This is a genomic window from Enterococcus larvae, from assembly GCF_017830045.1.
In the GTDB taxonomy this organism is placed as follows: domain Bacteria; phylum Bacillota; class Bacilli; order Lactobacillales; family Enterococcaceae; genus Enterococcus_L; species Enterococcus_L larvae.
In genome coordinates, this window is record NZ_JAEDXU010000006.1 from 21,583 (window position 1) to 42,369 (window position 20,787).

A 20,787-nucleotide genomic window follows, 5' to 3' on the forward strand; every position below is an offset into this window, starting at 1 on the left:
CTTTGACGATCTTTTATTATTGTCCAAGGAATTGTAGCCCTCCCTCTTTTTTCATCCCGCTTTGATGATACTAGGACTAAAACGAAGAAAAATCGTTCAGCGGCAATAGCTGTGCTTTTACAACACCGATAATTTGCTCACTGGTAATCAGCCCATACTCGCGACTATCAGAGCCATATTCCCGATTATCACCGAGAACCAGATAACAATTCTCCGGTATGAATTGTTCCTCGCTGATATCCTGTAATTGAAAATCTTCCGTGTATTGCCCGCCGTTTTTTTGCGCCTCATTGATTTCATTGATGATGAATTTTTCATCAATGACGTTTCCATCTACATAAAGAACATCATCACTATAACTGATCCGTTCCCCCGGAAGCCCGATCACACGTCTGATCTGCTGTACCTTCCCTCTTTGAAAAAGGACGATATCCATACGCTTTACTTTTTTTGATTTTTGAACCAATACAGTATCTCCATTCTTCATCGTCGGCATCATGCTGTACCCCTGAACCTTCGTTATTCCAATAAAAAAGAAACTGACGGTTATGAAAAGCAGTGCAGTGACTACTGTTATGATCAGAAAATCGCGAATGCTCTTGCCAGAGCTCCTACGTTTTTTTTGTCTCTTTTTGGAATAAAGAGACTTCTTTTTTACTTTTTTAGAACCAAACTTCCTTGTAGCAAAACCTGTTTTTTCCAAAAAAGAAGATTTTTGCGGTTTTGTTTTCAGCGACTTTCTTTTCTTTTTCTTCTTAATTCTCTCGACTTGATTGCCGGCTTTGTCCCTATCAACAGTCCGCTTTCTTTTCTTACGAGCAATCTGATTTGTTTTTGTTTTCTGTTCTTTTGTTTTACTACGTGGTCGCCTGCTCTCTGTCAACGGTTTCTGCTGCGTTTTTTTTCTTCTCGGCTTGGTATTTGTACTCTTCTTTTTTGTCATTCATCATCACTTGCTCCTTCTTCCTCGAGCCCTGATTGATTGACCTTGAAATAGTCAAATGCGGATGTTTCACGAGCAATCGTTTTTTCAATATCCATCTGAAACGCTTCGACCAGACTGCTGTTCCCATAAAAATTATTACTCTCACGGGTTGCATTTACCCCGAGCTCCGACAACGCAGCATAATACCGATTCAACGCAGACTGACCTTCTTTTGTATTCAACGTGCTCGCTTGCTTAGTGGAATAGGCAGCCATGGTGGTTGCCAAATAACGGATATTTTGCTGCGAAGCAGCTTTATCCTCTGTTTCATCAGCAGCTTTCTGCAGCTCCTCTTGAAAATCCCTCAACAAATAATAGGACCGGACAATCAGCGTAGAATCATCCGATGACAAGTTGATCGATTGGTAGTAGTTGGTATACACGGAAGCACCACCTAAACCTGCCGCTAGAAAAATCAGGAAAAGGCTGAAAACAATCGATTTTTTTCGCTTTTTCTGCAGTTTACTTCTAGTATTCTCCCACCTTCTCCTTTTTTTCTTATTTTTTGGTGGACGCTTGGCAATTTTTTTTAATTTCCTGCTTTGAAGAATGATTTTCACAAAAAAGTATATTGCAAAAAGAACGCAGAGTATTGCTCCTGCTGTCGCGCCCATAATAATCCAAGCAAGTATTGTCATGTGTACTGCTCCTCATCTTCTTTAAAGTCTCTTTTTCGCTTCATTCCCTTTTGAGGATTTTCTTTTTTTACCGGACTTTCCAGCCTTTTGTTTCCCTTTCTTTCTTTTTCGAAGAATCGTAACGATCAGGAAAATCACCGCTACAGAGGTAATAAATCCAACAACAATGATTACGATCAACTGCCAATTGATTCCTGTCTCCTGAGTCAGGCCGACATCTCGTTCGTTATACTTCTGTGCTTCTTCTTCAGTGATTTCAAAATCCTCCGTCCACTCCCAGCTCAGCTCTCCGGAAGTAGCCAATAAATGAACCGTGTAATTTCCCGCCTCCATTTGCTCCCCATTCATACTGATAGGGAATTCCATAAACGAGTTCGGTGCCATACGCATAGACGTGTTTTTCGATTCATATAATACGGTACTGCTGTCCTTTTTCATGACCTGTGCTTCAATCGTCAAATCATTCAGGTAGGCGGCAACGATATTGGAAAGATCCACATATACAGAGTTGCGGTAGTTCAACTGCCCGGCATAGGCGCTGTTGAACTGCAAATCAGGTGTGAGTTCAGCATCGCCTTCCTGCAGTAAAATCGAAACCACATATGCATACTGATTGATGACTGTCGAGCCCCCACTAGTATCGACGTCCTCTGTTTGACCAGCCTTCATCAGCTGAATACCGCCGGCAATCACACCCTCATAGCCGGTCTCCGGCATTTGGATATTGAGTTCCACCTGTTTTGTCTCTCCCGCAGCCAACTCAACTTCAGAAGGTCCAGTAACCAAATCTTCAAAGGCAAACGCTAGAGAAGCATCGTTCTTAATTTCGCTATTCGCGTATTCGATCACGCCATTTTTATTCGTTTTTGCTCCATTTAGAGCCAAATCGACTGTGATAGCCTCAGAGCCGGGGTTGCTGAGAATGATAACAATCGTTTGCTGCTGGCCTGGCGTCATTTTTAAATGGTAGTACCCCAGATTGGTGTCCTTTTGATTTTCAGGGTAGTTCAGGGTATATGTAAAGCCAGATGCTGAAAGAGTCGATGCTCCTGAATTTTCGGTGCTTTCTGTTTCTGCTGTTCCCCAAGCAATTTCGTCAGCAGTGAAGGTAGTTACTGATAGTAAAAACAGCACTGCCAAGAATATCTTCAAGCAGTTGATTCCAGTTTGTTTTTTCATAGGATTGACCTCATCATTCTTATTTATAGGCAGAATAGCTAAAAGATAAAGCTTGTTCTATGTATAGATTTTCTGCAGCAGACAATGAAGTAAGCTGGTGAGAAACTCACCAGCTTACCAGTGATACTTAAAGAAGGAGACTGCTTATGCAGTTGCACCCATTGTCCAAGTAACTGTTGCAGTGTATGTTCCAGTTGTCATTGCAGAAGCAACGCTTGTAGGGATGTCTAAAGTAACTGATTTGTTGTCAGTTGCAGTAGCTGCACTTCCTGTGTAAGTAGAACTTTGTCCAAATTCCAGTGTCCACAGACCGCTACCTTCTGTATTTGCAGCTTTAACAAATGATTTCGTACCACCATCTTTACTCAATACAACAACTGCTTCAGGAGCTGCTGCAATTGTTCCAGTACCTGAAGTTGCCAGTAATGGATTTGTGTAAGTGATTGTTGATGCATCTAAAGTTGTTGTTCCATTAGTGAATTGGCTTGTCAACTCACCGTAAATTGTATAGCCAGTATACGTACCAGTTACGTCACCGAAGGAAACGATGTTCCCACGAGTTTCTCCAGTGGCAACACCAGCGTCGTCAACCAACGCAACTGATGCAGCATTCGCTGTTGTTGTTCCAATGGCGATATTACCGAAGTTTAAATCTGATACAGCGATGATTCCTTTATCGTCGATATCCGGATTTGGTTTAACACCTGGTGTTTCTGGATCGATCCCTGGTCCGTCCGGATCTTCCGGGTCAACGATGCTGTTAGGGTCTTCAGGATCGATAGTCCCTTTACCTACAGTTACAGTACCTGTAGAATCTAATGATGTTTGATTTGCACTTACCGCTACTGGTAATGCTGCTGTTGCTCCGATAACTGCTATTAAAGCAGCTGCACATAATTTACTTAATTTCATTTCTTTGTTCCTCCTAAATTTTCTGTGTTTTATTTACAAATGGGTATTACCCAGTTTGTCTTGCTTAAGATGTTGCAGTTTATTCAGTAGGACCGGCTTCCAGCGTCCATGTTAATGCAGTTGTATATTGAACAGGGTAAATCTTTACTGCATCAGGTATCGTCAGAAAAACTGCTCCATTGTTGTAAGCCGGTTTGTTGAAGGTTGCGTCGGTCACTTCGTTGCCGTTAGAATCAGTTAATGCAGATAATGTATTTTCCTGATTCGAGGAGTTTTCTCCGGAAGCGCCGAAGGCAATCGTCCAAATCCCTTTCCCTTGCTGATCCCCAGCGGTAGCTACCGTATAGGCAGTTCCCATCTCATTGATTCCCAAGGTATCTCGGCTAACTGTTGGTGTCCCGCTGTTTCCATCAGAATTTGCCCAACCATTGCCAAAGGACAATACTGCTCCTTCTAAACTTTGGTTTTCCAAATCCTGAATGATTGAACTGCTGAATTGGGCATCCTGGGACAATGTCAGGGTCCAACCGGAAGCCTCCGAGCGATAATCGCTCACTTGGATATAGTAGCCTCGAGCTGTTGTATCGCTGTGGAACAATTGGGCTAGTGAATCAATTTTTCGGTCAGCCGCTGTGATTTCGGCAGAACCAAAATTCAAGCTGGATACGAAATCGATTCTGAGATCTCCCTTGGTGGACGGGCCTTCCCCTGGGTCAACTTCCACCCCGGGATTTTCCGGGTCCACCGGTTTACTTGATTCATTTCCTTCCACACTTACAGTACCGTTACCGCCATGTTCTGAGGCATGTACCGCTGTATTGCTAATGACTGCTGTACCGAATAAAAGAAGAGTGAGTAGAGAAACGTTGAAACATGCATTCATTTTCATCCTTGTTTCTCCTCCTTTTTTCTTCGATAGAAAAGTATCAGCGCAATCAACAGAACAATTCCTGTCCCCATAAGGCTGTATTTCTGAATCATTTCACCTGTACTTGGAAGCTTGTTTTCTCCCCCTTGCGGTTTCCCTGTAGAGATAGCGGTACTGCTGGAATCAGCAGGTACCTCGGAGGAAGAATCAGTCGTCGAAGACTCCGTTGTTTTCTCATAAAAAGTGATTTGACCTTTACTGCTGACCTGTCCTCCAGCACCAGTCGTTGCCGAAGCTGCTGCTGAGAACCCAACCATGCCAATCAGGAACATCGCAAGACTCAGGAGGAAAGCATTTTTTATTTTCATTTTTTCCCCTTCCCTTCTAAGGTTGTCCAGCCATGATCGTCCATGTGACAACACCGGAATACGTACCGATACTTGAAACAGTCGTTTTCGTCGGATCAGCAATCAATTTCAACCCAGGTTCATCTGAGGTGTCACCCCATGTACTCGTCACGTCAAAGCTGCCGCCGGAAGTACTTGTATAGATGATTTGATCGCCGTAATCCAAGGTCAGCGGAATCTCATTTCCAGAGCCGTCCACATACCATAGCGCTTCATTCATCACAGAACCTGTAGAAACATTTGTCATGTTTGTCGTTAAAGCTGCTGATAAAGTCCAACCGTCTGTTATTCCAGATCGAGTATCTGTGACCACTAAATCTGCATCCGTTGTCGGATTATCAACTCGTTGTACCTTCGCATTGTAAGTCAAGCTGCCGAAATCAACCGTCGCTGGTGCTGAAGCCAGCATCAATACGCCGTTAACAGTTAGCGTCAACGTCACTTCATTAGATTTCTGGCTGTGCAGCTCACCTGATCCGCTGCCGTTTGTGGAATAGACATACGCAGTCAGAACATTTTCTCCAGCCGCATAATCGTTATAGATTCCGGCCGTTGCCAATTCTTCTGCTGTGATTGTTATCTGATGGTCGTTTTCGATCCATTGTCCCTGACTGTAATTCCTTGTCAGAACTGTTTTACTGCCGTACATAATCACTAATTGACGAACATAGTCCCCGCTATTAGAATCTGTACCATTCAGATAAAAGCTGACATTAGAATAGTAATCCACTGTTTTAACTGCAGTATCTGCATATGGATCGGTCGTCTCAGCTTTAATTTTCAGCTCAGGTAATTGATTCTCAGATTGAACGTTTAGATAAAACGCCTTTGGAATTTCTGCTACTGCATGATAAGAAATGCTATTCTTATTTGCATCTAGCGTTGGGTCTTCCAGGTTTTGATCAATAAAGCTGTCTACTGTCATATTTCCTTCAAGACCATTCCACGTTCCGTGTGCTGTTGCACCAGCAACACCTAGAAGTAATCCTTTAGGTGTCCCACCCGGAACATTTGCAGCTTGAGCCGCAGTAAATGTGCTTTGATCAGCAGCATAAACGTAGATCTTCGTTGTACTTGTGAAGTCTCCTGTAATCGACCATACACCAGAAGCATCAGCCGTAGCGGTCAATAACGTATCGACATTTGTTGGATAGACAATTGCCAGATTTATCGTCTTTTGCAGCAGATAGACCTTAGCTCCGGGTTCTGTCTTACCGGAAACTGTCGCATTGGCTAGACCATTGGAACCGTTTGTAACGGTTGCTTCAGTCACATTAGGTGCCAAAACATCAATCACTTCTTGTTTAAAGGAAACTCCGCCGGCTTGTCCGACTGTTCCGAAGCTGCCGAAATCATCATCTGATGGTGTCGCGTATTCGGGATCACCTGATTGATAGTTATTTCGATCCCAACTACCAATGATCCTTATTTCACTTCCTACAGGAATACCCATGCTGCCTAAATCTAAAACAAAATTGGCCTGACTGTTTGTATCGCCCCACGCTGCTTCAGCCGCTGAGACCGGCACGAATTTTCTGACCAGTGTGCCTGAACTGTTTGTGTATTCAATGAACACGCCGGCTGCAGCATTACTGGAAGCCTCCAGCGTCTCATACTGAACTTGATCGTTAATGATCTCAGCATCGCCGTTTTGATCTCGCTTAGCAATGACCAGTTGTCCATAGATTTTGTCATCAGCATTCGATGCTTGGTAAAAGGCATTGACCTGTCCACCAATCATCCCTTGTGCTTTCACATAAGAGTATTGATTGATCCCGCTGCTGAAATATTCATGCCCTGATGAACCTGACGTAGTAGTAAAGTTCGTACCTGTCAGCTTATAATCCAGTCGCCCGATTGTATAGGTCGGTGAATCATCATGGTCCGGAGCACTAGTCAACGAATTTGACCACAGCATAGTGTAGGCATTTTTCACTTCAAATGTATTACCGGAATTATTCGCATTAACCAAAATCCCGTTCTTGTTGTAATTTTCAAACTCATAATAACGTGCCTGATCCATATACAAGTTGAACTTAGGACTGGTACCGCTCAAGCCAAATACACCATATTTCGTACCGCTTGTACCACTAGTAGTTGTATTTCCTCGAACAATAAATTCAGCATCTTCATACGCATATACTCGAAGCGTCGGTGTTGTTGACAATCCGCCGCCGTATACACCCATACCGCTTTGTGCCAAGATTTCCACTTTACTATTGTCCTTGGTTCCGTCTGTTCCGACATTAAATACAGCAGCCGAAGTATCGCCATTCGGGATGTTGTCATACTGCAGTGCAATATAGTCTCCTGTACCTGCTGGATCAGTTGGCGTTCTATTGCCATCACCTTCATTGATCAACTGGAAGATTGAATCTCCTGTCACATTGACTGTATTGGCAGAACCACCGATCCTCATTGCAGCTGACTGGCGTGCACCAGCTAGCTTAACTGCTCTGAAGGTACTGGCTTCTGTAATATTGAATTGGTATTCACCCTTGGCAATCCCATATTGCGTACTGTGTCCGAACATTCGGATTGCTGCCATGTAGCGATTGGCATCCGTTGCGTTCATTCCATCTGCAATTTTCGATCCCCCGGTCACTTCTAATGTCGAACCACCACTTAGATTGAATTGTGTCCCTGTTCCCCGAGTGGCTATACCACTGGTTTCAGGATTATAGACTGTTACCTGTGAATTTCCGCTGATATCGATTTTTGAAGCTTCCGGAGTCGGATCACTGCTTTCGCCTGATTCTCCCGGGCTCTTTCTTCTTTCACTATGCTCATGCAAAATCACACCTGTTCGGTAGAGATTTGTTGAGCCGTCCATCTGGTTATTATATGAAACACTTCGTAAATCAACAGATGAATTGTTGATCACTAAATTAGAAGAACGATGTCTGTACGGGTAACTATTATTGCCGCCGCTGTCTTCATTTCCATAAAAATGGATCATACTGGGGATTGAACTTTGTGCGACTGTTACTGAACTCTTCAAACCATTCAATTGAATGTCGGAAGAAGCAATATTCAATTCGCTGTAGTCAACCTCAGTAAAATAAAAGGAAAACGCATAGCCTTCTGTTGAAGAAAAAGTACTGTTCTTGATATTCGCTGTTTGCGCTTCAATGAATCGTACCAGTGGCATTGCTTTCGCTAAAAGCTCTGTGCTGGATGCTGTTGCATTACTGGCACTGATCGTCGTGTCTGTGTTCACATCAAAGTGAATGTTCACAGCTGAAAAATCCACTCGGGAATTCTTCGCCCGAACAAAAACCCCGCTTTTCAGATTGACATTGATTGGGTTTGTGCTATTTGTCTGTGAGAAATTTATTTTTCCGGATGTTTCAAAAAAAGGTGTAAAATCCGGAGAACGTCGTAATTCCTGCAGCTGTCCGATATAGGCTCTGTCCAAAGACAGATTGGAAGCACCATCGAAGACAACTTGACCGCCGTCTGCTATATTGATCACAGAGTTGCCGACACTTGTTGTGCTCTGGGAAGCAACCGTCACGCCACTGTTATCGGCAAAATTAACTGTACTCCCAACTTCAAACATCACAGCATTGCTGGCATAGAAATCTAGTTGGCTGCTGCCGCTAAAATTCAGTTCAGAAAGACCTGAAAATGTTGTACGCGCATTTGTACTGAATATCCGACTGTCAGCAATACTTACTGAAGTAGTGTTGTAAGTGTTATTGACACCACTGACAATGCCGGCTCCGTTAGCTACATACGTAGTTCCTGAATTGAATGAAGACAGAGCAATATGGGTATTCTTCACTGATCCGGCTACTGCACCATTGACCGTTATAAAATAGCCGCTGTAAGCACCGGAAATTGCAAAATTTTCCAGTGAAAGACTATTTCCTGCGGTAACATTGAATCTCGTTCTGGCATTGCTTGCCAGAGTCGATCCGTCAGAAACCCTACTGATGATTGTTACATCACGGTTAACATTGATGGCAGAGTCTGTGGTCACACTAGAGTAGCTAGTTAAATAGATGACATCATCCGTTCCATTTTCAACACTGTTTTTTAGCTCTGCCCAATTTGAAACAGTTGTTTCAGATCGCAGCAGGCTTTCTTTATTGTTGAATACAGATAGTCCTACAGCGCTTTTTGTCTGCTTAAGTGCCAAGGTGTGTGCATTCGTCTCAGCTGTACCTATCCCATAGGTATTCGCTGTTTCATCCTGCAGTGAAACATCTGCAGTCACATCTGTTTCCAAAGAAGAAACGGTTTCTCTGATTTCCGGAACAAAGGTATAGTTTGTTTCAGATGTTAGAGAAGTGACTAAAGAAACACTATAGCTGGCGGACTCGGAAGTATTCGTGCCTATCACATATCTTCCCTTAGAATCTTGTTCAACAGCCTGACCATCATTATCAGTGATAGAAAGTACATCCATCGTTACTGGTAATCCCAGCAGCAGCTGCTTTTGAACAGCGGCTTCACTGGCTGTCTTGGAGAGCGACAATTCCCAGGTGACTGTCTTCTTTTCATCATCAATAGACACGTTGCCAATCTTGAAACTGTCTTCAGAAACCACTTCATTTGCCTCTTGGGCATAAGCAATTTCCTGATAAAATAGAACTCCGTTACCGATGTACGAACTGCCTAATGCTGCCAGCAGAGCTCCGGTGACCAGAAGTTTTGTTTTCTTTCCTTTCAAGTTTAATCCTCCCTTCTTTCAATATTTTTATTGTTTCAACATCTCTCCCCATACCTCACCTCCCTTCAAAATTGAATAGAAACAATTCTTAAGCTGAAAAAACATTCCATCTTTGTACATCCGTTAATCATTGGAATTTTACAGTTCGGGATAAGCGGTAGGCAAAATGATAGAAACCTGATTTCACTTCATACATTAGACAACATGATCAAAAGATTTTATTTATTCTCTATTGCTTGAACGCAACTATGGGGATAGGTTCAAACACGATGAGGCTCTCGGTTATACTTCTCTATGACCAAGCCTTTGACCTTTCAAAAAACTGCTATGTCGGACTTTCCATAGAAATGAATGTCTTGTTTTCCAGTACGATTAGAGACTTGATAGGTCTAGCATGTATCCTCTGGAGCGAACCGTGCGGATAAACGTCGGATCTTCTGAATTCTTTTTCAATTTTTCTCTCAAATGAAAAATCAGATTTGCAATCCGGTAGCCTTGACAGCTAAAATCTTTATCCCAAACTGATTCAAACAGTTCTTCATATGTAACCGTATTGTTCGCATTTCTAAAAAGCATGTCCAATGCTTTGTATTCAAGATTTGTCAGTGGTATTTCTTTTTTCCCGGATATCTTTAGACTATGATTTCTGGGAATGAGTTTAAATTTCAGCGCATATTCCATGTCATTTTCAAAGTCATAATCGTTAGCTGACAGCACAGCGTTTTCTCTTTTTCGGTTCATTTTTTTCAAGCTGTTGGTTACAATCAACTGTAATTCCGTGGCGTCACAATCCTCTGGTATAATCCCCAATGCACCAAGCTGCAGATACACCGTTCGTCCAAACTTTTGATGACCAGAAGAAAATACCCAGACATATAAATCTGATTTTTCCTTAAGCTTCAACAGAATTTTGCATGTTAGGGCTGCATCCTCAAGTGCATTTTCCCGAATGATCACTGCATCAAGATTTTTTATTTCTTGTTCAAAATCATCTGCAGTCAGCGGAATGACGCTAATATCATTTTTCTCAAGCTCTTTTGAATAATGTTCATCAAACTTTTCTGATAAATTAATAATTCCTGCATTCATAACTAAATCCCTCCCCGAAGCGTAAAAGCATACTAGTGACATTTCAGAGTCTATTTTTTCTCAAATGAGCTAACTTTGAGAAAAAGGTTAGAAGTTCTTAATAAACCTACAATTTATGAAGAGACGACGGCTTATGAGACGGCTCATTTTCTTATGGAAGCCTTCTCAGTAATATAGATAACTCAATCGAAAAAAACGCTACTATATAATGTACTTCTCTCAAATCAAGGTACAGTTGTCGATTTTCTTTTTTATTGAGTTTATAGAAAACGGATCGTACGGCTGTAAAGATAGACTCAGTTTTTTTAGATAGGAATGTCATTCAATTAAACAGCCTAGCTTCAAAATGTCGACTTGATAATTGAACACTGTCATGTAACTTGAGGATATGACAAATATCCTCCATGCTTCGAGAATCAGAATGAAGTGAGAGCCCTATATGTATAAGTACTAATCTCTGAGCATTGCAGCAACAAGTACCTGTGCGTGGGAAAAATAATTTGAAATTGTCATAAAAACTTTTGAGAGAAAATAGATATCTTCTATCGAAAGGACTACTTCGTTCATCAAAACGCTCCACAAAAATCAATTCGAAATCGGTTTTCATACAGTGCAGTATATCTTGAGCTTTTTATCTAGTTGAATAACCTTGTACTGTTGATTGAAGCCTAAAATGGATATCCTCGTTACAGTATGTTCACTCACACGAACTGCTCAGTAAGCTATATTCAGTAAAATTATTTTCTGCATAAGATAATATAACAGTCAAACTATAGAAAAAAACAGAGACAACTGACGGCTTAAGTGACGGGCTTCAACAAATAAATATTTTTCAATTTACAAAAAAAGTGGTGGATATTTTCTGATAAACAAGATAAATTTCTGATTTTCTCTCAAATTTAACCGAATTTCTATAAAAAAATGATAAATTATTGTATAGACTTCTAGGAATAATTGCATTAGAATAAGTCTAGTGAATAAGAATATTTCTCAAAGTTAGCTCTTTCAAGACAGCTGACTTTTCTTTATTTATGCGAATAAAATAATATCCAAGCACTTATAAAATAACAAACAAGACCGTTATAATCGTGAGGTTCTCGATTATAACGGTCTTGTTTTTTTATTGGTTATAAGAAATGGTTCTTGCTGATTTTGATTATATAGAAGTTACTGGATATCCTGCTCGCTTTCCTTTTGTTCTCCAGAGGATCGCTCAGAAACAAAGAGACCAATTGTTGTCAATACCGTGCCTGCTGCAATAACGGGGGTAAATTTTTCTCCAAGAAACAAGGCCGAAGTAACCACGGTGATTGCAGGCACTGCGTAAATATAAACGCTGGCTTGAACAGCGCCTAATTTGCTGACGCTGTAATTCCATGTCACAAAGCAAACTGCAGAAGCAACAGCTCCAAGAAACACTAGATTCAACACGTTGGTCATTGTAAATGCCTCAAGCGCAATAGTCGGTGTACCTGTAACAAATAGGATCGGCAGCATAAAAAGCAGACCATAGAAAAATGTTCGACGAGTCGCCAACAATATATTGTAGCCGAAGCTGCTTATTTTCTTTGTTACCAATGAGTAAGCAGCCCAGATCATCGCTGCCAGAAGACTTAGAACATCTCCTGTAGGATGGATTTCCAGAACAGAAAGACTACTGAGGCTGATCAAAATGATTCCAGAAAGAGAAACTAGAAAACCGATGTAAAACCAGCGATTTACTTGCTTTGCCGGCGTAACTACTTTAGCCAAAAGCACTGTAAAAAACGGAGCAACTGAGACAATGATTCCGACATTTGAGGCATTTGTTAGTGTTAATGCTAAATTTTCAAGAAAATAGTACAAGACGATCCCCAAGATTCCCGCTAATGCAAAGTAGCCCTCTTCCTTTCTCGTATTAACCTTCAAAAGCTTAGGAGAAACAAGCCAAAGAAGGATATACCCAAGTAAAAACCTCAAAAAAAGGATTTGAAATGGGGTAAAGTCCTTTAGCAAAATCTTTGTAGAAATAAATGTCATCCCCCAGATCCCAACTGTAAACAATGCTGAAAGATGCCCGTATAATTTGTTAGTCTCCACTTTTTTCATTTGATTCCTCCCACATAAAAATGTTCATATATTGCTTTGGCGTCACACCAATCAACTGTTTGAAGCATCTGGAAAAATGGCTCTGATCAGCAAAGCCGCAGTGTCCGGCTACTTCAAGGAGAGACATTCCCTGTTCAAGAAATTTCCTCCCAGCCCCAATCCGAATCGTTGTCAGGTACTGATGAGGTGTGACATTTTTTTCCTTTGTAAAGTGACGTATCAGAGTAAATGGATTGATCCCCGTCTCTTCGCTCAACCGCTCAAGTGTCACCTGTTTAGTAAAATGCTCTTCTATAAACCTGCAAGCTTGCTCAACACCTTGAGACAGCTGCCGCTCTTCAGGTTGATTTCTTGTATATTTTTCTAAGACATCCTTTAAAAACAAATACAGAGCCTCTTGCTTTTCCAGTTTGTCTCCAGCTGTATTAATCAATGTATGTATTGCTTTCAAATCAGAAAGTTCCTCGTAGTTCGTTACTACATTTTGCGTAAACTCAGGAAGAAATCCATGTCCTGTCACTGCCTCTGTCAATTCCCGCATCCGTTCAGGTGTAATATGGATGCTCCTGTAATCCAATGGCTCAACTCCAACCTGTTCACAAAAATGATTGTCATAAGGATTGATCAACAATAAATCGCCAACATCCGTGATGTACTCCTTTTGTTTACAAGAAAGATAGCGACGCCCGCCTTCAATAAATCCTAAAACATAGAATTCATGGAAGTGATTGGGGAACTTCTGCTTGATTCCCTCGAAACGATAGGCTTCAATCGAAAGATCTGAATCAAAAATAACCGTTCTCTTTTCCACGTCAGCTCCTCCTTTTCTTCTCATTATACCGAAGACAGCAGGAAAGTATTGAACAAAATTGACAATTCAGAAAATTTTGAATCACCTAAACAAAAAAAGCCGATGGACTCCTGTAATGAAATCCATCAACCTTCAGTAAAATTCTTCTGTTATTGCAGTTACATCAATCCCTACTTTGAATCACAGCAATCATACCTGAATCAAATGAAAAGGCGGCAGTATCACCGACAAATTCATTACTGGCATACGAAGTAGGTACTGGTACTTGTTGATGTTCCAGCAAATATTTACTATCTTTGAGCGTCAAATTTTCCACAGGAGTCAAACAGCAGTACGCTAAATATTTTTTATCAGCTTCTCTCTTGACTGTATATTCTCCCGGCAAATAATAGCTGATCGTATTCTGTTCGTCTTTCAAAATGATTTGCCTGATAAAGGGCTGAAAGCGTTCCTCCATAGGGAGCCAAAGATTTGCCAAAAAGTGATCCAGACGTCCACCCGTTGCTCCGACAACTGTAACCAAGCCTTCAGGAAACAGCCGAAAGGCTTCCTCAAGTGCTAACTGCGTATCAGTATCATCCTTTTCGGTAGGAGAAGTGTGGATTCTTTTTGCTCTTCTTTCCACCATTGAGTATTCCTCTTTTGACAGAGAATCAAAATCTCCTACGGCAAGATCGACAGACTGCCCTTCCTCTAACAACAAGAGGCTGCCCCGATCCACACCAACAAAAATGTTGTAGCTGGAGAAATCAAGCTGAGGCCATGTTTTTCTGGAACCTCCGGCAACTAATAGAATATTCACTGGCCCAACACGGCTCTTAACGCATCGATCCGTTCCTTCGGATCTTCTGCATTATAAATATATGATCCCGCAACAAACACGTCTGCTCCGGCTTCTTTACATTTTTCTGCAGTTTCCGGCACGATTCCGCCGTCTACTTCGATTTCATAGGTGTAGCCTTTTTCTTCTTTCCATGCCTTGAGCTGAGCGATTTTACTTAGCTGGCTTTCAATAAAGCTCTGACCGCCAAAGCCAGGATTAACCGTCATGATCAAAACCAAATCTGCCAAATCCAAAACCTCTTCAATTGCTGAAAGCGGCGTACCCGGATTGATTACAACACCAGCCTTTACACCGGCATTTTTGATCATCTGCATTGCTCGATGAATGTGTGGTGTTGCTTCCTGATGAACAGTGATGATATCTGCTCCGGCTTTCGCAAAGTCTTCAATGAAATTCTCTGGCTGTTGGATCATCAAATGAACGTCCAACGGTAATTTCGTAACCGGACGAATTGCGGAAACAATATTAGGACCTAACGTGATATTCGGAACAAACTGACCGTCCATCACGTCCACATGGATATAGTCTGCACCCAGTTTTTCCACTAATTGGATATCTCTCGCTAAGTTAGCAAAGTCTGCACTTAAAATCGATGGAGCAATTTTCATAAATTCTTCCTCCTAATATTTTGAGAAAACTCTCTAAAAAGCTTTTACCGACATTTGTTAAACAATTATGCCGCAAACTGTCCCCTCAGAGCATTTCCCTCTATTAAATTATTGATGATGATAAAGCTATTTCTTTTTTTTATATACAGGTCTGCGGTCTTCTATTTCTGATAAGAACTGCAGATAGTTATCGTATCTTACCTGAGCAATTTCGCCTATTTCTACTCGTCGTTTGACCTCACAGCCTGGCTCTTTGCTGTGCATACATTCTCTGAACTTACATAAATGCGCGGCCTCCACAAATTCCGGAAACTGCTTCGGCAACTCGACCGCCTCCATTTCCAAAAATTCAATCGAGCTGAAGCCGGGTGTATCAGCTACCAGTCCATCATATAAAGGAATCAGCTCAACGTGGCGTGTTGTATGCTTTCCTCGTCCAAGGGCTTCTGATATTTCGCCTGTTGCCAATTGAAGTTCAGGGGATATCCTGTTCAGCAGTGTCGACTTACCTGCTCCTGATTGCCCCATGAATACTGTCAGCTGTTCTGGAAAATATTGTTCCAGCTCATGAATCGAACGCCTGTCATCCTCCGTCTGATCACCGATGATCACTGCGTAAGAGGGCTGATAGACAGCTTTGATTTCATCCAATAATTTGAGCTGTTCCTTCTCTAATAGATCCGCCTTTGTCAAATAAATCACCGGACGAATTTGCTTATGTTCCAAGGTCACCAAAAAACGATCCAGTAAATTATAGGAAAAATTTGGTTCAACGACGCTCATAACAATGACACCAAGGTCTACGTTTGCGACAGCTGGGCGAACCAGCTCATTTGTTCTGGGCAATATTTCCAAAAGATAGCCATCCGTCAGGTTATCGCTTTCAAAAATCACGTCATCACCGACTAAAGGTGTGATCTTACGATTCCGAAAATTCCCTCTGGCTCTCGTCTGAAAGGTCTCCCCCTCTGCGTATACATAATAAAATCCGCTTAATGCTTTTCTGATTTGACCGTTCAATCTATCACTCCTAACCACACTGAATATACAAGAAAACAAGGCAAAATGCAAGGTTTGCCCTTATTCTGTCCTATATAAATCCTATTAGAGATTCATCCCATGAAAATTGCCCTATATACAAAGTATGTAGCAAACGGAAGTAAACGCCATTGTCATTTCTTTCATTGGGGATATTTAGATGATCGTCAAAATCATCTCTCTGGAAATAAAAAAAGAGGCCTGCCTCATAAAATGAGGCAGACAAGGAGTTAAAAAAGTTTCTTAGAGTATGAAACAAGTATAAACAATATTACTCAAAATGTAAAATAATACGCACTTATATTCAATAAAAACTTTTTGGCACTTCCTTTTCACTTTTATTCGACTGTTGTATCATCTGCATTTGCGTCATTTTGCGTCGCCGCAGGACCACTGGAATAATAGATTGTGATCGTGGCTCCTTTTTTCGCACTTGCCCCAGACCCGGGATCTGTCCGAACGACCGTATCCTTCATTTGTGTTGAAGTTTCTTCTGTTTCAACTACTTTGAAGCCTGCCTGCTCCAGTTCAGATTTCGCTGTTTGTCTAGTCATCGTTGTGACATTCGGAACAGTGACCATTGCTGAACCTTTACTTACCGTCAGAGTGATTTTATCACTAGGACTGACGCTTGCATTCGCCGGACTTTGAGAGATGACTACACCCTCGGCTACTGTATCGCTTTCCTGTTCCTTCTTGGAAATATTGCTTTCGCTGATTCCCGCAGAAACAAGTGCATTGACTGCTTCATCATAGCTGTATCCAGTATAGTTACCAATACTGATCTTATCTGAGCCCTTACTTACCGTCAGAGTAACCGTATCATTAACTGGATCAAAGGACGTACCGGCACCCGGATTTTGAGAGATAACCACTCCAACTGCAACAGAGTCGCTTGTCTCTTCCGCATACTTGATGTTTCCTTCGCTGACGCCAAGTGCAACTAATGCTGCAACGGCATTATCATAGCCATATCCTACATAGTTATCCAGCGTGACATTCTCAGGACCCATGCTGACAGTCAACGTGACCTGATCGCTTTTAGGATCGACCTCAGTCCCGCCTTCCGGAGTCTGACTGATGATTTTATCCGCTGAAACTTCTAGGCTATGTTCTTTTTCGATCTTGATATTACTCTCAGGGAAACCTAACTTCTTCATTGCTTCAATCGCATCTTTGTAGTTATCACCAGAGTAATCGTCAATATTGATTTTCTTGTTTCCTGTACTGATGTAAAGGACGATCGTTTTTCCTTCTTTTACTTCCGTTTTTGCTTCCGGATCAGTTTTAGCAACTTTTCCTTCTTCGATTTCATCATCAGGGATTTCTTTTACATCTGTTGCGACTTCCAGTTTAGCGTCTTCCAACATCTGCTTCGCTTCCTGCTGTGTTTTCCCACGAACATCAGGAACAGCTACTTCTTTTTTCGGTGAACCGGCAAAATAAAGTGCCGCACCAATGATCAAAGCTAAAATCAGTCCAATAATTATGATGATCAATCGTTTTCTTTTCTTCTTTGGTTTCTTTTCTTTTCCGGTTTCAGCTTCTGCTTCGTCCGTCTCCGTCAGCTCTTCCTTCGGTCCGTCCATTTCTGCAAAGGCTTCAGGCATGGGTGTATCCTCTGTTAGAGGTGTCAATACTCTCGTTTCACCCATCAAAGCAGTGGGCTCCCATTTAGGCTCGTTCAGGCGATTTGCAGCCAATACCGTATACAGGTCGCCCGACATCTCTTCTGCAGATTTGTAACGATCAGCCGGATCTTTCGCTGTCGCATGCAAAACAATATTCTCTAAAGACTGAGGAATATTAGAATCAAATGCACGCACAGACGGGATCTCTTCTTGAAAATGCTTTAGAGCAATCGTAACAGCTGACTCTCCATCAAAAGGAACATTCCCTGTCAGCATTTCATACAGGATCACCCCAACTGCGTAGATATCCGATTGGTTAGTTGCCATACTACCTCTAGCCTGTTCAGGAGAAAGATAGTGAACAGATCCCAGCATAGTGTTTGTCTGAGTGATCGATGTTTCAGATAGCGCAATGGCAATCCCAAAATCGGTGATCTTTACTACGCCGTTTTCATCAATCAACACATTTTGAGGCTTCAAATCACGGTGAATGATGCGATGTTCATGGGCCAATGAAACAGCTGAAAGGATTTGCTCCATGATATCAACAACTGTCGCATACATAATTGGATAATGTGTTTGGATATAACGCTTCAGATCCATCCCTTTCACATATTCCATAACTAAATATTGAAGCCCGTCTTCCTCGCCTACATCATAAACACTAACAATATTCGGGTGGACCAGCTCTGTCGCTGCCAGCGCTTCTCTTTGGAAGCGTCGGATTGCGGCCTGATCATTTTGAAAGTCAAAACGCAGTACTTTTACCGCGACATCTCGATCCAAAATCAGATCACGTGCTAAGAAAACATTGGCCATGCCGCCGCTTCCTATATTGCCAATAATCTGGTAGCGACCATTTAATTTTCTGCCGATCTCTATCATCGGGCCTCCTCCTTATCCGTGTCAAAATGTATAGCAAGAGCAGTGATATTATCTACGCCTCCGGCTTCATTCGCCAGAGAGATCAATGTACTTACTTTTTCTTCCAGTGCTGCCTCAGACAAAAGAACCGCAAGAATGGTTTCTTCTGAAACCATATTGGTCAAACCATCTGAGCACAATAATATATAGTCATCATCTACTCTTAAATGACTGGCAACATCAACTTCTACAGTATTCGGCATGCCCAGTGAACGGGTCAGCACATTCTTACGCGGATGATTCGCAGCCATTTCCTGCGTGATTTCTCCCGACTTCACCAATTCATTGACCAGTGAGTGATCTTCCGTCAGCTGGATCAGTTGTCTATTCCGAACTAAATAAGCACGGCTATCCCCGATATTTGCCAGAACATAGGACTCATTCAGCAATACAGCACTGACGATTGTCGTGCCCATCCCCGCATACTCAGGTACTGACTGTCCTTTTTCGTAAATCACTTCATTTTCTGACTGGATCATTTGAATCAGCCATTGCGCCGCTTTATCCGCAGTATCGATGTCGCTGTCGCTCCAGCGCTCTCCCAGATGATTAACTGCCATTTCACTGGCAATATCCCCTGCAAGATGTCCACCCATACCATCGGCTAGTACTGCCAACGATATCCCTGCCTTATTTTCGAATACTCCTGCGTAATCCTGATTGGTATTTCGCTTACGCCCAACGTCCGTTTGAAAATTGATTTCCACTTGTTTCACCTCATTTAAGAAACTTTCTGCATACAGCAAATAAAGAAACCGTCTGTTAAAAACTGATGCGGATAAATCGTCAACATCTGCTCTTCGATCGAAGGATCAAGGATCTCGTTGACTGCCACGTCTATTTTTTTAAATTCCGGATGCTTTGCTAAGAATGCTGCGACTACTTCCTGATTCTCTTCTTTTGCGATCGTACATGTGCTATAGACCATTATACCCCATTGTTTTAGCGTTTGTGCAGTACTTTCAAGGATTTCCAACTGAATTTTTGGTAATTGTTTAAAATCTTCCGCAGATTTATGGTATTTAATGTCTGGTTTCCGTCTCATTAATCCCAATCCTGAGCATGGTGCATCCACCAATACACGGTCAAATGTCTCCGGCGGGAAATTATCTTTGGCTGCACGCGCATCCATTTTCTCTGCAGCAACCACCTCTTCTACTCGAAGCCTGTTTGCATTTTCTTCAATCAGCTTGACCTTATGCTGATGAATGTCCAACGCCGTGACTAAACCGCCTGATTCTGCATCTAGATATGTCGCAATATGTGTTGTTTTCCCTCCCGGGGCTGCGCAGGCGTCCAAGACCTTATGTTGTTTCTCGATCTGCATTGCCGGAGCCACCAGCATTGAGCTTTCATCCTGAACTGTGATATGTCCTTCTTTGAATAAGGTGCTTCCCGCTATGAAGCCCTTTTCCGCAATAACACCATATGGAGAAACGATACTCGGTACAGCATCAATCTCTTCCTCGATCAGCTGTTCGATCGCTTCGGAGCGATTGACAAAGCGGACATCTACTCTGGCACTTGCGTGACTTCGTTCAAACAGTGAAAGACCCAGCTTCTGTGTTTCCTCCATGCCAATCTGAGTCACCAGCTTTTGTGTCAGCCACAACGGCATACTGGTTTCTATCGATAAGCGCTCCATTGGATCTTTGATGGCTTCAATTGAAGGAACTCCCTCTCTTTGAATACTTCTCAACACGCCGTTAACGAACTTACTTGTCCCAATATTCCCTCGTTGCTTGGCAATCTCCACCGCTTCATTGATGATGGCATGATCCGGTATTTTATCTAAGTAAAGGGATTGATACAAAGATAGATTCAATAACGTTTTAACCCAGCTATCGACCTTCTGCGGCTTTTTGATAAAAGGCTTTAAGAAATATTCCAAAAGCAGTTTTCGACTGACTGTTCCGTAGACCAGCTCTGTAAATAAACGGCTGTCCTGATCAGATAAATTCGATTTATCAATCATCTCACTCAACAGCAGATTCGAATAGGCACCACCCTTATCGATCCGCTCAATTGTCTGCATCGCCGTATAGCGAACTGATTTTCTGATTCTTGCTGATACTCGTTTTCCCATA

Annotated in this window: 16 protein-coding genes; all 16 read right to left on the reverse strand. The window is 42.0% G+C overall.

From position 1 onward, the window contains the following. Positions 1-76: 76 nt before the first annotated feature. Complete coding sequence (gene lepB, locus I6N96_RS11950; protein WP_209557776.1) at positions 77-943, reverse strand: signal peptidase I; 867 nt, start codon at positions 941-943, stop codon at positions 77-79. Then, complete coding sequence (locus I6N96_RS11955) at positions 940-1,623, reverse strand: hypothetical protein (RefSeq protein ID WP_209557777.1); 684 nt, start codon at positions 1,621-1,623, stop codon at positions 940-942. The genes lepB and I6N96_RS11955 overlap by 4 nt, the downstream gene beginning before the upstream one ends. Positions 1,624-1,644: 21 nt before the next feature. Further along, positions 1,645-2,802, reverse strand: a complete 1,158-nt coding sequence (locus I6N96_RS11960; protein ID WP_209557778.1) for a WxLIP family cell surface protein — start codon at positions 2,800-2,802, stop codon at positions 1,645-1,647. A gap of 144 nt (positions 2,803-2,946) precedes the next feature. Beyond that, on the reverse strand, positions 2,947-3,714 hold the full coding sequence (locus I6N96_RS11965; RefSeq protein WP_209557779.1) for a WxL domain-containing protein: 768 nt from the start codon (positions 3,712-3,714) through the stop codon (positions 2,947-2,949). Positions 3,715-3,793: 79 nt separating this feature from the next. After that, positions 3,794-4,603, reverse strand: a complete 810-nt coding sequence (locus tag I6N96_RS11970) for a WxL domain-containing protein (RefSeq protein WP_209557780.1) — start codon at positions 4,601-4,603, stop codon at positions 3,794-3,796. Further along, complete coding sequence (locus I6N96_RS11975) at positions 4,600-4,950, reverse strand: LPXTG cell wall anchor domain-containing protein (protein WP_209557781.1); 351 nt, start codon at positions 4,948-4,950, stop codon at positions 4,600-4,602. The genes I6N96_RS11970 and I6N96_RS11975 overlap by 4 nt, the downstream gene beginning before the upstream one ends. A 16-nt stretch (positions 4,951-4,966) precedes the next feature. After that, positions 4,967-9,667, reverse strand: coding sequence for a hypothetical protein (locus I6N96_RS11980; protein ID WP_209557782.1), 4,701 nt, complete (start codon positions 9,665-9,667; stop codon positions 4,967-4,969). A gap of 372 nt (positions 9,668-10,039) precedes the next feature. Further along, the gene (locus I6N96_RS11985; protein ID WP_209557783.1) at positions 10,040-10,756 is read right to left on the reverse strand and encodes a winged helix-turn-helix domain-containing protein; all 717 of its coding nucleotides are present in this window, start codon (positions 10,754-10,756) and stop codon (positions 10,040-10,042) included. Positions 10,757-11,923: 1,167 nt separating this feature from the next. Then, a complete protein-coding gene (locus tag I6N96_RS11990) occupies positions 11,924-12,844 on the reverse strand; it encodes a DMT family transporter (protein ID WP_209557784.1) in 921 nt (306 codons plus the stop codon). Next, a complete protein-coding gene (locus I6N96_RS11995) occupies positions 12,825-13,655 on the reverse strand; it encodes an AraC family transcriptional regulator (protein WP_209557785.1) in 831 nt (276 codons plus the stop codon). Before I6N96_RS11995 ends, I6N96_RS11990 begins: the two co-directional genes overlap by 20 nt. 163 nt (positions 13,656-13,818) lie before the next feature. Then, positions 13,819-14,457 carry a thiamine diphosphokinase gene (locus I6N96_RS12000; RefSeq protein WP_209557786.1) on the reverse strand — a complete coding sequence of 213 codons (639 nt, stop codon included), beginning with the start codon at positions 14,455-14,457 and terminating at the stop codon, positions 13,819-13,821. Next, positions 14,454-15,107: a ribulose-phosphate 3-epimerase gene (rpe, locus tag I6N96_RS12005; protein ID WP_209557787.1), complete on the reverse strand. Its 654-nt coding sequence runs from the start codon at positions 15,105-15,107 to the stop codon at positions 14,454-14,456. Before rpe ends, I6N96_RS12000 begins: the two co-directional genes overlap by 4 nt. Positions 15,108-15,233: 126 nt before the next feature. After that, positions 15,234-16,127 carry a ribosome small subunit-dependent GTPase A gene (gene rsgA, locus I6N96_RS12010; protein ID WP_209557788.1) on the reverse strand — a complete coding sequence of 298 codons (894 nt, stop codon included), beginning with the start codon at positions 16,125-16,127 and terminating at the stop codon, positions 15,234-15,236. Positions 16,128-16,483: 356 nt separating this feature from the next. Continuing rightward, entirely contained in the window at positions 16,484-18,661 is a 2,178-nt protein-coding gene (pknB, locus tag I6N96_RS12015; RefSeq protein ID WP_209557789.1) for a Stk1 family PASTA domain-containing Ser/Thr kinase, read from the reverse strand. Further along, positions 18,658-19,407, reverse strand: a complete 750-nt coding sequence (locus tag I6N96_RS12020) for a Stp1/IreP family PP2C-type Ser/Thr phosphatase (RefSeq protein ID WP_209557790.1) — start codon at positions 19,405-19,407, stop codon at positions 18,658-18,660. Before I6N96_RS12020 ends, pknB begins: the two co-directional genes overlap by 4 nt. A gap of 14 nt (positions 19,408-19,421) precedes the next feature. Next, complete coding sequence (rsmB, locus tag I6N96_RS12025) at positions 19,422-20,786, reverse strand: 16S rRNA (cytosine(967)-C(5))-methyltransferase RsmB (RefSeq protein WP_209557791.1); 1,365 nt, start codon at positions 20,784-20,786, stop codon at positions 19,422-19,424. Between the last annotated feature and the right edge of the window lies 1 nt (position 20,787).